General features: G+C 75.3%; 12 protein-coding genes. 6 read left to right on the plus strand and 6 right to left on the minus strand.

Annotated features, from left to right (window positions below):
- Window positions 1-43 precede the first annotated feature (43 nt).
- From AB0M43_RS13375 to AB0M43_RS13390, 4 genes are all read left to right on the plus strand, one after another.
- Entirely contained in the window at window positions 44-1,576 is a 1,533-nt protein-coding gene (locus AB0M43_RS13375) for a HAMP domain-containing sensor histidine kinase (protein ID WP_363724570.1), read from the plus strand.
- 22 nt (window positions 1,577-1,598) lie between these two features.
- Complete coding sequence (locus tag AB0M43_RS13380; protein WP_363724189.1) at window positions 1,599-4,124, plus strand: glycosyltransferase family 39 protein; 2,526 nt, start codon at window positions 1,599-1,601, stop codon at window positions 4,122-4,124.
- Between the two features lie 169 nt (window positions 4,125-4,293).
- On the plus strand, window positions 4,294-5,565 hold the full coding sequence (locus AB0M43_RS13385; RefSeq protein ID WP_363724191.1) for a bifunctional glycosyltransferase family 2/GtrA family protein: 1,272 nt from the start codon (window positions 4,294-4,296) through the stop codon (window positions 5,563-5,565).
- Window positions 5,566-5,685: 120 nt separating this feature from the next.
- Window positions 5,686-6,084, plus strand: coding sequence for an ACT domain-containing protein (locus AB0M43_RS13390; protein WP_363724192.1), 399 nt, complete (start codon window positions 5,686-5,688; stop codon window positions 6,082-6,084).
- Window positions 6,085-6,171: 87 nt separating this feature from the next.
- On the opposite strand, the gene AB0M43_RS13395 is transcribed toward AB0M43_RS13390, so the two are convergent.
- A complete protein-coding gene (locus tag AB0M43_RS13395) occupies window positions 6,172-6,642 on the minus strand; it encodes an Lrp/AsnC family transcriptional regulator (protein WP_363724193.1) in 471 nt (156 codons plus the stop codon).
- 110 nt (window positions 6,643-6,752) lie between these two features.
- Between AB0M43_RS13395 and AB0M43_RS13400 the strand changes: the two genes are divergently transcribed.
- On the plus strand, window positions 6,753-7,913 hold the full coding sequence (locus AB0M43_RS13400; protein ID WP_363724195.1) for an aminotransferase class I/II-fold pyridoxal phosphate-dependent enzyme: 1,161 nt from the start codon (window positions 6,753-6,755) through the stop codon (window positions 7,911-7,913).
- 140 nt (window positions 7,914-8,053) lie between these two features.
- Here AB0M43_RS13400 and AB0M43_RS13405 read toward each other — a convergent pair whose 3' ends face one another.
- Both AB0M43_RS13405 and AB0M43_RS13410 read right to left on the minus strand, forming a co-directional pair.
- On the minus strand, window positions 8,054-8,452 hold the full coding sequence (locus AB0M43_RS13405; protein ID WP_363724197.1) for a nuclear transport factor 2 family protein: 399 nt from the start codon (window positions 8,450-8,452) through the stop codon (window positions 8,054-8,056).
- 80 nt (window positions 8,453-8,532) lie between these two features.
- Complete coding sequence (locus tag AB0M43_RS13410) at window positions 8,533-9,009, minus strand: GNAT family N-acetyltransferase (RefSeq protein ID WP_363724199.1); 477 nt, start codon at window positions 9,007-9,009, stop codon at window positions 8,533-8,535.
- A gap of 259 nt (window positions 9,010-9,268) precedes the next feature.
- On the opposite strand from AB0M43_RS13410, the gene AB0M43_RS13415 reads away from it, so the two are divergent.
- Window positions 9,269-10,174: a (2Fe-2S)-binding protein gene (locus AB0M43_RS13415; protein ID WP_363724202.1), complete on the plus strand. Its 906-nt coding sequence runs from the start codon at window positions 9,269-9,271 to the stop codon at window positions 10,172-10,174.
- Window positions 10,175-10,255: 81 nt separating this feature from the next.
- Here AB0M43_RS13415 and AB0M43_RS13420 read toward each other — a convergent pair whose 3' ends face one another.
- The 3 genes from AB0M43_RS13420 to AB0M43_RS13430 all read right to left on the minus strand — a co-directional run bounded on the left by AB0M43_RS13420 (window position 10,256) and on the right by AB0M43_RS13430 (window position 15,613).
- The gene (locus AB0M43_RS13420) at window positions 10,256-11,095 is read right to left on the minus strand and encodes an NAD(P)H-binding protein (protein WP_363724203.1); all 840 of its coding nucleotides are present in this window, start codon (window positions 11,093-11,095) and stop codon (window positions 10,256-10,258) included.
- 117 nt (window positions 11,096-11,212) lie between these two features.
- A complete protein-coding gene (locus AB0M43_RS13425; protein WP_363724205.1) occupies window positions 11,213-12,646 on the minus strand; it encodes a phospholipid carrier-dependent glycosyltransferase in 1,434 nt (477 codons plus the stop codon).
- A 9-nt stretch (window positions 12,647-12,655) separates the two neighbouring features.
- On the minus strand, window positions 12,656-15,613 hold the full coding sequence (locus AB0M43_RS13430; protein WP_363724207.1) for a tetratricopeptide repeat protein: 2,958 nt from the start codon (window positions 15,611-15,613) through the stop codon (window positions 12,656-12,658).
- Window positions 15,614-15,723: the final 110 nt, after the last annotated feature.

The following is a 15,723-nucleotide window of genomic DNA, read 5'->3' on the forward strand; positions in this document are numbered from 1 at the left end:
GCCGCGCGCCTGGTCGTTGCGGGCCCGGCTGCTCGCCGGCCTGATGGTGCTGCTCGCCGTCGCCTGCCTCGTCGTCGGGGCGACCACCACGCTCGCCCTGCGCCGGTTCCTCGTCGCCCAGGTCGACCAGCAGCTCGTCGCCGCCGGGCACCGCTCCGCCTCCCAGGCCGGCCGGCCCCCGCCGCAGGACCCGTCCCGGCCGGCGCCCGCCGGGCTGGAGTTCCTCCTCGGTCCCGGCCAACAGATCGGCACCGTCGGCGCCCGGGTGGTCGACGGCCAGGTCACGGTCGCCGGGGTGCTGGAGGCCGACGGGACGGTCAGGGCCATCCCCGCCGACCAGCGGGCCCCGTTCGCGGGGGTCGCCGCCGACGACCGGCCGCACGACGGCGACCTGCGCGACCTCGGCGGGTACCGGCTGATCGCCGAGCCCGTCCGCACCGGCGGGACCGTGGTCACCGGGCTGCCGCTGTCCGCCGTCGACGCGACCGTGTGGTGGCTCGTCGCGTTCGAGAGCGCCGTGGCCGTGGCGGTGCTGGTGGCCGCCGCGCTCGCCGGTACCGGCATCGTCCGGCTCGCCCTGCGCCCCCTGCGCCGGGTCGCCGCCACCGCCGGCCGGGTCGCCGAACTGCCCCTCGACCGGGGCGAGGTGGCCCTGTCCGAACGGGTACCGGACGCCGACACCGACCCGCGGACCGAGGTCGGCCAGGTCGGCGCCGCCCTGAACCGGATGCTCGACCACGTCGGCACCGCCCTGGCCGCCCGGCACGCCAGCGAGACCCGGGTCCGGCACTTCGTCGCCGACGCCAGCCACGAGCTGCGCACCCCGCTCGCCGCCATCCGCGGGTACGCCGAGCTGACCCGCCGGGGCCGCGACCAGGTCCCCGAGGACATCGCGTACGCGCTGAGCCGGGTCGAGTCCGAGAGCGCCCGGATGACGACGCTCGTGGACGACCTGCTGCTGCTGGCCCGCCTCGACGCCGGCCGCGACCTCGCCACCGGGCAGGTCGACCTGTCCCGGCTCGTGGTCGACGCCGTCAACGACGCGCGGATCGCCGCCCCCGGGCACGTCTGGGCGCTGGACCTGCCGCCGGAGTCCATCGTGGTCACCGGCGACGGCGCGCGCCTGCACCAGGTCCTCGCGAACCTGCTGTCCAACGCGCGCACCCACACCCCACCAGGCACCCGGGTGACCACGACCCTCACCCGGGGGAACCCGCCCGACCGGGCGACGCACGGGACACCGGGACCCGACACGCCACCGGTCCTGGGACCGACTCCACCACCCGGCCGGGCCGCCGGCCCCACACCTGCCTCCACGGCCAACGGGATCACGCTCACCGTCGTCGACGACGGGCCCGGCATCCCCGAGGGGCTGGAGGTGTTCGAGCGGTTCGCGCGCGGCGACAGTTCCCGGTCCCGGGCGGCCGGCAGCACCGGACTGGGGCTGGCCATCGTGGCCGCCGTCGTCGCCGCGCACCAGGGCACGGTCGAGGTGACCAGTGCCCCGGGCCGGACCGCGTTCACGGTCCGGCTCCCTTCACAGCCGGCGCACAGTCCGACCACAAGCCCGGCATAGCCGCCCCCGCCAGGGTGGCGGGATGAGACTCCTGCGAACCCGGTGGCCGCTGCTCGTCCTGCTGCTCGGCACCGCCGCGCTGTACCTGTGGGGCCTCGGCGCCTCCGGCTGGGCCAACGCGTTCTACTCCGCCGCCGCCCAGGCCGGCTCCCAGTCCTGGAAGGCGTGGTTCTTCGGCTCGCTGGACTCGGCCAACGCGATCACCGTGGACAAGCCGCCGGCCTCGCTGTGGCTGATGGGGCTGTCGGTGCGGCTGTTCGGGCTCAGCGCGTGGAGCATCCTGGTCCCCCAGGCGCTCCTCGGCGTCGGCACGGTCGCCGCCGTCCACGCCACCGTCCGCCGCTCCTTCCGCACCCTGGCCCCGGGCGCCGACACCTCAGGAGCCGCTGGGCCCGCTGCCGCACCCGGAGCTTCCGCGCCGGGCGACGACGTGCCGCGCGCCGCCCCAACGGACGAGCCTCCCGTGGCCCGGCGCCCATGGTGGAACTCCGGGGAACTGGCCGGGCTCGTCGCCGGGGCCGTCCTGGCGCTCACCCCGGTCGCGGCGCTGATGTTCCGCTTCAACAACCCCGACGCGCTCCTCGTGCTGCTCATGGTCCTCGCCGCCTACGCCACCGTCCGCGCCGTCGAACGCGGCTCCACCTGGTGGCTCGTGGCGGCCGGCACGTTCGTCGGCTTCGGCTTCCTCACCAAGATGCTCCAGGCTCTCCTGGTACTGCCCGCCCTCGCGCTCGCCCACCTCCTCGCCGCCCCGGGCCGGATCTGGCGGCGACTCGGCCAGCTGCTGCTCGCCGGGGCGGCCCTCGTGGTGTCCGCCGGCTGGTGGGTACTCGCCGTGGAACTGTGGCCGGCCTCCTCGCGCCCGTACATCGGCGGGTCGCAGGACAACAGCGTCCTGGAGCTCACGCTCGGCTACAACGGGCTCGGGCGGCTCACCGGGGAGGAGACCGGGAGCGTGGGCGGCGGGGCGGGGCGCGGCTGGGGCGACACCGGCTGGGACCGGATGTTCGGCACCGACATCGGCGGCCAGATCGGGTGGCTGCTCCCGCTGGCCCTGCTGTTGCTCGCGGTCGGGCTCGCGGTGACCTGGCGGGACCGCCCGGCGCGGGCCGGCTTCGTCGTCTGGGGCGGCTGGCTGCTGGTGACCGGCGTCGTGTTCAGCGCCATGCAGGGCATTTTCCACCAGTACTACACGGTGGCCCTCGCGCCGGCCGTCGCCGCGCTGGTCGGGATGGGCGCGGCCGTGCTCTGGGCGCGCAGGTCCTCGTGGTGGGCGCTGGCGGTGGCGGCCGTGGGCGTGGGCGGCACGGCCTGGTGGGCGGCCGTCCTGCTGGGCCGGAGCGCCACGTTCCTGCCCTGGCTCCGGCCGGCCGTCCTGGCCCTGGGCGTCGGCTCCGCCCTGGCCCTGGCCGCCTCGGCCCTCCTGACCCTCGGCCCGCTCCGCCCCCGCACCGCACCGGCCCCCACCAGCGACATCCGCGTCCTGCCCACCCCGACCGGGGCCGGCCCACAACCAGAAACACCAGACGGGTACGCCTGCGCGGACGGCCTGACATCCGGCGGCCCGTTGCCCGACGGCCGTCAGCCCGGACCTGACGCGGACAACCCCGGAGCCGGGGAGTACGGCGGCCCTGGCGCGACCGTTCAGGATCGGAATGATGCGATGGCTGAACCGAGGGCGCGGGGCCGGGGCGCGCGGATCGGGGCGCGGCTCGTGCTGCCGGCCGCCGTCGCGGGGCTGGTCGCGGTCCTCGCCGGGCCGGCCGCGTACGCGCTCGACACCGTCGCGACCCCGCACACCGGGGCGATCGTGACGGCCGGGCCGGCGGTGTCCGGGGGCCGGGGCGGATCGGGTGGCTTCCCCGGCGGTGGCCCGGGTGGGACCGGTGGCCCGGGCGGGACCAACGGGCCCGGCACGCGCGGCACCGGCGATGGTCGCGGCGGCGCGGGCTTCCCCGGAGACGGCACCGGCGGCACTGGCCAACCGGGCGGAGCGGGTCAGCGCGGCACCGGACAGCCGGGCGGCACGGAGCCCGGTGGAACGGGGCAGCGCGGTACCGGTCAACCCGGCGGCACCGGCGTCCCCGGAGGCACCGGCCCGGATGGCGGCGTTCCCGGCGGAGCGGCCGGAGCACCCGGCGGCGGCTCGGCCGGACCCGGCGGGCGGGGCGGCACGGGTGGCCTGCTCGGCGCGCGCGAGCCGGGCGCCGCGCTGGTGAGGCTCCTCGCAGCGGACGCGGACCGGTACACCTGGACGGCCGCCGCCGTGGGGGCCAACAACGCGGCGGCGTACCAGTTGGCGACGCGGCGGCCCGTGATGGCCGTCGGCGGCTTCAACGGCAGCGACCCGGCCCCGACCCTGGCGCAGTTCCAGGCGTACGTCGCCGCCGGCCGGATCCACTACTTCCTCGGCGCGGGCACGGGCGGCGGCATGGGCGGCCCGATGGGCGGCAGCAGCGCGTCCCGGGAGATCGCCGCCTGGGTCACCACGACGTTCACCGCCACCACAGTGGACGGCACCCAGGTGTACGACCTGACCGCCCGCTGACCACGCCACCCTCCAGGGGAGGTGCCACCGCCCACCCGGGCCCCGGCACCTCCCCTCCGTGCGCCCGGGGCGTTGCCAGTGGCCCGGGAGTACCCGGAAAAGGGGGTTTCATAGGTCTCGCACAGGGTCGGCACAATCCCGGCACAGTCGCGGACGGGACCGTCGACGGATGACGATGCTCACCGCTGCCGCCGTTCTCGACGTCGTGATCCCGGTGTACAACGAGGAGGACGACCTCGGCCCGTGCGTCCGCCGCCTGCACGCCTTCCTCGCGGCCACGTTCCCCTACCCGTGCCGGATCACGGTCGCCGACAACGCGAGCACCGACCGCACCCCGGACGTGGCCGCCGCCCTCCGCGCCGAGCTGGGCGTCCACTACGTCCGGATCGAGGCGAAGGGGCGGGGCCGGGCGCTCAAGCAGGTCTGGCTCGCCGCCGAGGCCCCGGTGCTCGTCTACATGGACGTCGACCTGTCCACCGACCTGGCCGCCCTGCCGCCCCTGGTCGCGCCGCTGCTGTCGGGGCACTCGGACCTTGCGGTCGGCAGCCGGCTGTCCCGGGGCGCGCGGGTGGTGCGGGGACCGAGGCGGGAGTTCCTCTCCCGGGCGTACAACCTGCTGCTGCGCGGGACGCTCGCCATCGGGTTCTCCGACGCGCAGTGCGGGTTCAAGGCGATCCGGCGCGACGCGGCCCGCGAGCTGCTGCCGCTGGTCGAGGACACCGGCTGGTTCTTCGACACGGAACTGCTGGTGCTGGCGGAACGGTCCGACCTGCGGATCCACGAGGTACCGGTCGACTGGGTCGACGACCCCGACAGTCGGGTGGACATCGTGGCCACCGCGCGGGCCGACCTGGCGGGCATCGTCCGGCTGGTGCGGCACATGGGATCGCTGCCGCTCGGGGAGCTGCGGGCCCGGCTGGGGCGCGCGCCGCTGGAGGCCGCGTTGCCGGTCGGGCTGGCCCGGCAGCTGGTCCGGTTCGCGGCCGTCGGCGCGGCCAGCACGTGCGCGTACCTGGCGCTGTACGCGCTGCTGCGGGTCGGGCTCGGCGCGCAGGCAGCGAACCTGGTGGCCCTGGGCGTGACCGCCGTGGCGAACACGGCCGCGAACCGGCGGCTGACGTTCGGGATCTCGGGGATGCGGAACGCGGCCCGGCACCAGGCGCAGGGGTTCGCGGTGTTCCTGGTGTGCCTGGCGGTGACGGGCGGGGCCCTGGCCGGGCTGCACGCGGCCACCGGGACGCCGCCGAGGGCGGTCGAGCTGGGTGTCCTGGTCGCCGCGAACCTGACGGCCACGGTCCTGCGGTTCCTCCTGCTGCGCGGCTGGGTGTTCCGCACGGCGGCCCCGTCCGGGCCGGGTGTCGCGGTGGAACCGGCGGATCCGGGCATTGCGGCGGGACCAGCCGGGCCGGGTGTCGCGGCGGCCCCGGCCCGTCCGTGTTGACCGTTTTCGGACCGGGACTCCGATTCGCGGCCGGTCCGTCCGGCGGATTCTCCGTGACCGATCGCACACGGCTCCGCGATCTCCTTCGCCCGGCGGCGGGGCCGGTCCTATTCTGACCGGATGATCGGAGAACGCGACCTGTCCCGCCTGCTCAGTGAGCTGGAGCCGGAGCTGCACCCGGGCCGCTACGTGTTCGTCAGCGTGCCCGGCAAGGCGCCCGCCGACGTGCACCCGGTCGTGACGGTCACCGAGGACGACGGCACGACGCTGGTGCTGAGCCGGGCGGAGGCCGACACCCACCACCTGGAGTACGACCTCGTGACCGCGTGGATCACGCTCACCGTGCACTCGGCGCTGGACGCGATCGGGCTGACCGCCGCCGTCGCCACGGCCCTGGCCGCCGAGAGCATCCCGTGCAACGTCGTCGCCGGTTACTACCACGACCACCTGTTCGTGCCGTACGACCAGGCGCAGCGTTCCATGGAGACGCTGCGGGCGCTGGCGGCGGGCACCCTGTAGGGCGGCCGCCCACGCGCCGGTCAGCGGACCCGGCGGCGCGGCCTGCGGCCCGGAGACGGCCGACGGCACGGACCCGCGCCGTCCCGGTCAGCCGGCCGTGATCCCCACGCCCCGGATGTGCTCGAAGATCAGGCTCGTCTCGGCGTGCGCGATCGACGACCGGGTCACCAGGTGGTCGAGCACGAAGTCGCGCAGCGCGTCGGCGTCCGGCACGGCGACGTGCAACAGGTAGTCGGTCTGCCCGGTCACGTGGTAGACCGCGAGCACGCCCGGCAGCTCCGTGGCGAGCGCGCGGAACCGGTCCACCTGGTCGCGGCCGTGCCCGGCGAGCCGCACGGACACCAGGGCCTGGAGCGCGTAGCCCAGGGCGGCCAGGTCGACCTCGGCGTGGAAGCCCCGGATCACCCCGGAGTCGCGGAGCGCGCGCAGCCGGGTCAGGCAGGTGGACTGGGCGATCCCGCACGCCTCGGCCAGGGCGGCGTTGGACATCCGGCCGTCCTGGGCGAGCAGGGTGACGATCCTGCGGTCGGTGTCGTCGAGGCGAAGATCCTTCGGCATGACCCCATCATGCACCCCTGATTCCGCAGATCAAAAGCACAGACACGCAACCATCAGAATTAAGTACCAATGGATTGCGCTTCTTCCTTTGATTCTTCATTCTTCGGGGTATGACCAGCCTCGACACCCTGGCCGTGCACGGCGGCCGCGCGGACCTCGCCGCCCTCGGCGTGCACGTGCCGCCGATCGACCTGAGCACCACGTACCCGCTGCCGGACGTCGAACTCGGCGGCGACTCGTACGAGGCCCTCGCGACCGGCGGCCGGCCCGTCGACGGCGGCAGCCTGGTCTACCAGCGGCTGTGGAACCCGACCGTCGCCCGGTTCGAGGAGGCCCTCGCCGGCATGGAGGGTACCGCCGAGGCGGTCGCGTTCGGCTCCGGGATGGCCGGGCTCACCGCGTGCCTGCTGGCCACCGCCGCCGAGGGCAGGCGCAACATCGTCGCCGTCCGCCCCCTGTACGGCGGCACCGACCACGTCCTCGCCCTCGGCATGCTCGGCACCACGGTGACCTGGGCGCTCCCGCACGAGGTGGCCGGCGCGATCGGCCCCGACACCGGCCTGGTGATCCTGGAGACCCCCGGGAACCCGACCCTCGACCTGATCGACATCGCCCGGGTCGTCGAGGCGGCCGGGGACGTGCCGGTGCTGGTCGACAACACGTTCGCGACCCCGGTGCTCCAGCGGCCCGTCCTGCACGGGGCGACGCTGGTGCTGCACTCGGCGACCAAGTACCTCGGCGGGCACGGCGACGTGATCGGCGGCGTGGTGGCCTGCTCCGCCGAGTGGGCGGCCCGGCTGCGGTCGGTGCGCGCGCTCACCGGCGGGCTGCTGCACCCCCTCGCCGGGTACCTGCTGCACCGGGGGCTCCAGACGCTGCCGATCCGGGTCCGCGCCCAGCAGGACGCCGCGGTCAAGCTCGCCGACGCGCTGACGGCGCACCGCGCGGTCTCCGAGGTGTACTACCCCGGCCTCCGCGACCCGCAGGCCCTCGTCGGCCGGCAGATGTCCGGCCCGGGCGGGGTGCTCGCGTTCTCGGTCCAGGGTGGCTACGACGCCGCCGTGCGGGTCGCCTCCGCCTGCTCGATGATCACGCACGCCGTGTCGCTGGGCGGGGTGGACACCCTGATCCAGCACCCGGCGGCGCTCACCCACCGGCCGGTGGCCGCCGACGCCCGGCCGCATCCGTCGCTGCTGCGGGTGTCCGTGGGGCTGGAGGACCCGGCCGACATCATCGCCGACCTGGTCACGGCCCTCGACACGGTCCTGTAGCCCCACCGGTCGCCGTTGACCGCCAGCCCTGCCGGGCGCCTCGCGGGCGCCGGGGACCGCCCGCCCCCGGACGGGTCGTCCGGGGCATGACCACTCCCGTGCCGGGCCCGCCGCCCGCCGGCCCGGCACGGGAGAGCACGTCAGGTGTCGGCGCCGTCCATCCGCGTGGTCCAACGGGCCCGCCAGTCCGGGGCCGGGAACGGGGCCGCGTAGTAGCGCGTCTCGCGGACGATCCGGCCGTCGCGGAACTCCACGATGTTCGACACGTGGAAGATGTCGCCGCCGTAGTCGCTGACGGCCTCCATCACGAAGAGGTCCCCGTCGCCGACGATCCGGCGGATCCGGATGCTCGGCGGGGCCGGGTACGCCTCCTGCATCTCCCGCATCGCGTCCCGGCCCACGATCCGCTCGCCGGACTGCGGCATGTCCATCACGTAGTCCTCGGCGCGGACCTCGTACTCGTCCTCGGCGGACAGGGCCATGATCCCGTCGCCGCCGAACAGCCGTTCCAGGATCCGCCGGTTCTCCCGCTCACCCACGACAACCTCCCCGATCCGGGTACGCCACGCCGGCTCCATTCTCCCAGCCCGGCCCGCTCGGGGGCCCGGATCCGCCGGGGTCAGAGTTCCTTCGTGAAGTAGACGAGGGTCCAGTGCGGGAACGTCGAACGGCCGGCCTCGGTGTAGCCCAGGCCCCGGTAGAACGCGACCACCTCGGGCTGGTTGGTCGTCGTGTCGAGGAACATGCCCCGGAAGCCCAGTTCGGCGGCGCGGTCCTCCAGCGCGGCCAGCAGCGCCCGGCCGACCCCTCGGCGGCGGACGGCCGGGTGGACGCGGACCCGCAGTACCTCCGCGTGGGTGTCGCTCCGGGGTTTGAGGCCGCCCATGCCGACGAGGTGGCCGTCGGTCTCGACCACGAGGAACTCCAGGAAGGAGCCGGCGATGTCGCCGAGGTCGGGGAACGCGACCGGCGGGGTGCTCTCGGGCGGCAGCGCCAGGGGGACGGAGTCGTCGGCCGTCGCCCCGAGAGGGGGCACGTTGTTCAGCGCCCAGACGGTCGGCGCGTCGGCCGGGCGGAACCTGCGGACGGTGATCACGTCCCACTGTGGCCCGACCGTCCCCGGTCGCACAACCGTTTCGCGGCGGATTCCCGGGCCGTGGACGTGGCCCGAACAGGCGCGGTGCCGGATTGGAACACTTTCCTACCAGTCCGGCCGCTCCGTGCCCGCACCGGCGGGGGCGCACCGGGCAGGTCGTCGTCCACGCGCCGGTCACGTCGTGGAAACGGACACGTGGTCGTTCACACTCTCCCGCCGACGGGGACCCTTAGGGTAGCCTCACCTTAAGGAGGTGGCCGTGACCGTCGTGATGGGTGCGCCCCGGCTCGACGTGGCCGACGCGCTCACCCGCGCCTGGGCCCTCAGCGGTTTCTACCAGACCCTGCCGCCCGACGCCCCGGACCTGGTCCCGCTCGGCACGCTGCTCACCCCGGAGTCCCTGGCCGACCTGCTCGACCGGGCCCGGACCGCGTGCGGCGGCTGCCGGACCCGCCCCGCGCGCACCGCCGCCGCCATCATGCTGGCCAGCGAGTTCTTCTCGGTCCTCGCCGCCGGGTACGCGGGCCTGCTCTTCGCCGACCGGCGCGGCCTGCTCCTGGCCCCCGACAGCGTGGCGCTCCGGTCCGACGGCGAGGGCTTCGACGCCCTGACGGGTACCGGCACCCTGCTCGTCCTGCCCGGCGACCCGGCGTACGGACACCCGGGCACCGAGGCGGTCGGCACGCTCCCGGAGCTGCACGCGCGGCTCGGAGCGTCCTATGCGGACCTGCTCACCCCCGTCGTCGAGGGGATCTCGGCCCTGACCCGGCGCAGTCGCAGGGCACTGTGGATGGAGGCCGCCGACCGGTTCGCGGGGGCGGCGCTGGTGGCGTCCCGGGCGGAGGCGGCCCGGCGGGCGCGCGGCCCGGCGCCGGGAGCACCGGGCGCCCTGGACCTCGGCCCCGGGCCGGCCGACCTGCGTTCCGAGGTCGACGCCGTCCTCTCCGTCGCCCCGCCCGTCCTGCGGCACTCCGTGAGCTGGATCGACGTGACCGCCGGGTGCGGCCGGGTCACCTGGAAGCGGCGCGGCACCTGCTGCCTGACATACCAGACGCCCCGGTGGACCGGCGAGTACTGCACCACCTGCCCACTCATCCCCGAGGAGGAGACGGTGCGGCGGGTCGCGGAGTACCTCGACGGCCTGGACGGCCAGACCGGCGCGTAACCCGGGTATCGACCCCCGGCCGCGCCGGTTTTCGGCCCGGGGCGGCACCGGGGCCCAGCCGGGTGTCGACCCGGGGCCCGGTCAGGCCAGCGCCCGCACCGCCTCCGCCATCGTCCGCGGCGCCCGCCCGAGCAGCTTCTCCAGCTCCCCGGTCACCTCCGCGAACCCCCCACCGGCGATCGTCGCGTGGATGTCCAGCAGCACGCCCACCAGCCCCTCGGGGACCTCCTCGGCGCGCAGCAGCCGGGCGTACTCCCCGGGCTCGACCGCCTCGTGCGCGAACTCCCGACCCGCGACGGCGGACAGTTCGGCGGCCAGTTCGGCCTGGGTCCAGGCGGTGGGGCCGGTGAGGTCGTACCCGTCGCGGTCGTGGTTCTCGTCGGTGAGCACGATCGCGGCCGCCTCGGCGAGGTCGTCGCGGAGCGCGCTGGCGACCCGGCCGTCCCCGGTGGCGGTGACGAGACCGGGCTCGTCGAGTACCCCGTTGAGGAAGTTGTCCGTGTACAGCGGGTGCCGCAGGAACGTGTGCCGCAGCCCCGAAGCGATGATCATGGCCTCGGTCTTCCGGTGCACCTCCCCGATGCTCGCCGGGCTGGCGGTGCTCAGGCTCGTGTAGACCAGGCTCTCCACCCCGGCGGCGACCGCCCCGGCCGTGGCCGCCTCGTGGTGGGCGAACCGCAGCGCGTGCGGGTTCGCGCCGGAGGAGATCAGCAGCATCCGGCGCACCCCGGCGAACGCGGCCGGCAGGGTGTCGGGCTCGTCGAAGTCGCCCCGGCGCACCGAGACCCCGAGGGCCGCCAGGTCGGCGGCGTCGGCGGGTTCGCGCACGCTGACGGCGAGTTCGGCGGCGGGGATCCGCGTGAGGAGGTGGGCGACGACCCGTCGGCCCAGTTGACCGTTAGCTCCGGTGACCAGCAACATGCGCCGAAGGCTACGGCTCCCGACCAGGCGTTCGAGGCCCTCGGGGCAAGCTGTGCCATGACCGTGGCCGGCCGGTGATCAAGGCCCGGCACATTCCCGAAAGGACCGGACAGGCCGTCACACCCAGTGGCTGCCCAGCCACATCCGGGCCCACCACGCGGCGTTGCTGATCGGCGTCCCGGTCAGGACGGGATAGAAGTACGCGAAGCAGACGGCGACCAGGCCCAGGTACGCGCCGACGGCGGCCGCCCCCGCCGACCGCCACCGCCGGGCCACGGCGCCGAGGACGAACACGACGGCCAGGATGAGGAACGGCTCGCTGGGGGCGGCGTAGAAGTAGTACATGGTGCGGGTGGTGAAGGCGAACCACGGCACGATCCCGACCAGCGCCCCGACGAGGATCGTCCAGGCGCGCCAGTCCCGCCGGCTGATCGCGAGCCAGGTGAGCGCGGCGAGGGCGGGCAGGAAGGACCACCACAGGATCGGGGTACCGAGCAGCAGCACCACCGAGGAGCACTGGTCGGCCCCGCAGCCGGACGCCGACCCGCTGGCGAACAGCACCGGCCGGCTGAGCAGCAGCCACTGCATCGGCCAGGACTGGTACGGGTGCCCGCTGTCGAGTCCGGTGTGGAAGGTCAGCGAGTCGACGTGGTACCGGTACAGGTTGTACAGCGCCCCGAGCACCGGCCACTCCCCCCGGCCCTGGTCGCGCAGCCAGTGCCGGTCCCACGCGTTGTCGCTGGCGAACCAGCCGGCCCAGGTGGCCAGGTAGACGGTGACGGTCGCGCCGGCGTACGCGGACACGGCCCCGAGCAGGCCGAGGATCCGGGGGCGGGGCAGGGTCGCCGACCACCGGCCCCGGTACTCCCAGACGACGATCAGGACCACGAACGCGACCGCGTGGAACACCGCGCTCCACTTCACGCCCAGCGCGCAGCCGAGCAGCGCCGCGCTGCCGAGCCGCCACCACCAGTGGAACCGGGGCCGGGCGTCGGTCTCCAGCGCCACCAGCAGCCGGGCCCGGCGGTGGTCGCGGTCGGCGACGAGGCAGGCGAACGACCCGACCAGGAACGCGAGCAGGAAGATGTCGAGCAGCGCGAACCGGGACAGCACGAACTGGAAGCCGTCGAGGGCCATCAGCAGCCCGGCCGCGCAGCCGAGCACCGTGGAGCCGAACATCCGCCGGCCCAGCCGGGTGATCACGACGACGGCGGCGACCCCGGCGACCACCCCGGCGAACCGCCAGCCGAACTCGTTGCGCCCGAACAGCGCCTCCCCGGCCGCGATGCACCATTTGCCCAGCGGCGGGTGCACGACGAAGTCGGGGTAGTCGTTCTCGGTGTTCCACTCGATGCCCCGGTCGAGCATCGTCTGCGCGTGCTTGACGTAGTGCTGCTCGTCGAACTGCTGGCCCCGGGGCGTGGCGAGGCCGAGCACCCGGAGGACGGCGGCCACCAGGGCCACGGCCGCCGTCCACACCCAGGACACCGGATCCGGCGCGAGGAGCGGGGTCAATCGGCGGCGGACGATGTCCGGAGCGGTGGTGGCCATGCGGTGATCCTAGAGATCCCGGAGCGTGTCCCGCACCGCCTGCGCCTCCGGTACTCCGAGGTCCGTGAAGATCTCCAGCGCCGCCGTCAGGCACCGGCGGGCCTCCCCGGTGTCGCCGAGGGCGTGGTGGGCGTGCCCGGAGCCCTGGTGCGCGCGGGCCTGCTCGGCGCGTTCGCCCAGTTCAGAGGCGACGACGTGTGCCCTGGCGTGCCGGAGCAGGGCCTGGCGGGGCTCGCCGGTGGCGGTCAGGTTCTCGCCGAGGGCGTTGAGGATGCTCATCTCGAAGTACCGTTCGCCGGTCTCGCTGGCGAGTTCCAGGCCCAGGGCGTAGCTGTCCCGGGCGAGGTCGTGGCGGCCCCGTTCCCGGTGCACCATGCCGATGCCCTCGTGGGCGTTGGCCTGGCTGCCCCGGTCGCCGTACTCCTCGGCGATCACCAGTGCCAGCGCGTAGTGCTTCAGGGACTCGTCGTAGCGCTTGAGGATCCGGTACAGGTTGGCCATGTTCTGCAGGGTGATGCCCTCGGCGGTCCGGCTGCCGGCCCGGCGGAAGATGTCCAGCGCCGCCGCCTGCTCCCGCAGCGCCGACGGGTAGCGGCCCAGGCGCTTGTGCACGATCGCGAGGTTGCTCAGGGCGCGGGCCTCGGCGATCAGGTCGCCGGTCTCGCGGGCGATGACGGCGGCCCGCTCGTGGTGGTCGGCGGCCTCGGCGTACCGGCCCAGGCGCACCAGGACCACGCCCAGGTTGTTCAGGATGTTGCCCTCCGTCGCCCGGTCCCCGGCGTCCCGGGCGATCACCCCGGCCGCCCGGTAGTGCTCGTGGGCCTCGCCGTACCGGCCCTGGCGCCAGCACGTGACCCCCAGGAAGCTCAGCGACCGGCCGCGCTTGGCCGGGTCCGTACCGCGCAGCGCCAGGCGGTGCAGGGCCTCGGCCTCCCGGTTGTGCGAGCCGGTGTCGAGGTAGCGGGTCAGGATCAGCGACAGGTCCACGGTGTGCTCCAGCCAGCCGTGGTGCGCGGCGTGGTCGGCGGCGGCCAGCAGGTTGACCCGCTCGGCGTCCAGCCAGGCCACGGCGGCGGCCCCGTCGACCAGGTCCGGGGTCGGGGACCCGCTCGGCGCCACGGCGGGCCGCAGGTGCGCGTCCTGGGTGTCGTAGCGGTCCATGGCCCGCGACGCCGTGTGCCGGAGGTGGTCGAACAGCCGGGTCAGGGCGTCGTGCCGCTCGGCGGGGCCGGCGAGGTCCGCGGCGAAGAACCGCAACAGGTCGTGCAGGGTGTACCGGCCCGCCGCGCCCTGGGTCAGCAGGTGCGCGTCGACCAGCCCGTCGAGCAGGTCCTCGGCCGTCCGGTACGGGACCCCGGCGAGCGCGGCGGCGGCGTACACGTCGACGTCCGGTCCGGGGTTCGTGCCGAGCAGCCGGAACAGGGTCTGCTCCGCCTGGGTCAGGTCGGCGTAGGACAGCCGGAAGGCGGCGCTGACGTCCTGGTCGTCGACCGCCAGCTCGGCGAGCCGGCACCGTTCGGCGCGCAGCCGGTCGGCCAGCTGGGCGACGGTCCACCGGTCGCGGTGCGCGAGCCGGGCGGCGGCGATCCGCAGCGCGAGCGGCAGGTGCCCGCACAGGGCCAGCACCTCCCCGGTCGCGTCGGGCTCGGCCAGCGCCCGGTCCCCCACGATGCCCGTGAACAGCGCCCGCGCGTCCCCGTCGGACAGCACGTCGAGGGACACCGGGACCGCGCCGCTGACGGTGGCGAGCCGGCGGCGGCTGGTGATCAGGACCAACGAGCCGCGGGTACCGGGGATCAGCGGCCGGACCTGCGCCGCGTTCGCCGCGTTGTCCAGGACGACGAGGACCCGCCGGTCGGCCAGCTCGCCCCGCCACAGGGCCGCGCGTTCGTCCAGCTCGTGCGGGATGGCCCCGTCGGGCACCCCGAGGGCGCGCAGCAGCGAGCCGAGCGCGGCCCGGGGCGCCAGCGGCGCGCGGCCGGAGGTGAACCCGTGCAGGTCGACGAACAGCTGCCCGTCCGGGAACTGGCCCGCGAGGCTGTGCGCGACGTGTACGGCCGTCGCGGTCTTGCCGACCCCGCCCATCCCGTCGATCGCGGAGATCACCACGGTGGTGGCCGCCCGGGCGGCGAGCGCGGCCAGCCGGGCCACCTCGGCGCCGCGACCGGTGAAGTCGGGCACGTCGTACGGCAGCAGCCGGGGCACCGGCCGGGTGGCGACGGCGACCGGCGCGGGCGGCGTGGACGTCAGGGTCGGGTCGCCGCGCAGGATCCGGCCCTGGAGCGCGGCCAGCTCCGGCGAGGGCTCCAGCCCCAGCTCGTCGGCCAGCAGCCGCCGGCCCTCGTCGTACCGTTCGAGGGCCTCGGCCTGCCGCCCGCCCCGGTACAGGGCCAGCATCAGCAGGCGCAGCGGTTCCTCCCGGAGCGGGTACGCCCCGGTCAGGGTGGAGAGTTCGGCCAGGACCTCGCGGTGCAGGCCGGCGTCGAGTTCGCGGTCGAGGCAGGTCTCCAGCGCGGTCAGCCGCTCCTCGGTCAGCCCGGCCCGGACCCGGTCGACCAGGTCGCTGCCGGGCAGGTCCGCGAGGGGCTCGCCCCGCCACAGGTCCAGCGCCGCGCGGAGTCCGGCCCGGTCCCCGGCCGCGCGGGCCTCGGCGGCGCGCTGGCGGAACACGTGCAGGTCCACCTGGTCGGGCGGCAGGTCGAGCACGTACCCGGCGCCCCGGCGGGTGATCGTCGTCCCCACGGGGCGCAGCAGGGCGCGCAGCCGGGACACGTACGTCTGGATCATGCCCTGCGGCCGGGCCGGGGAGTCCTCGCCCCACAGGCCGTCGACCAGCCGGTCCACGGACACCGGGCGGCCGGCGTCGAGGGCGAGGACGGCCAGCACGGCGCGTTGCATCGGGGGCCCGAGGGGGAGCGGCCGGTCGTCGTGCCAGTACTCCACCGGACCCAGCAATCCCAGTCTCACCGCCGGACCCTAACAAGCCCCGCCGGTGGCCCCCACGGCCGCCGCCGCGACCGGGAACCCGCTCACACCCGCGCCCACCGGGCAACCCCGCAGCCCCTCGGCCGGGCGGG

This window comes from Longispora sp. NPDC051575 (assembly GCF_040681875.1).
In the GTDB taxonomy this organism is placed as follows: Bacteria; Actinomycetota; Actinomycetes; order Mycobacteriales; family Micromonosporaceae; genus Longispora.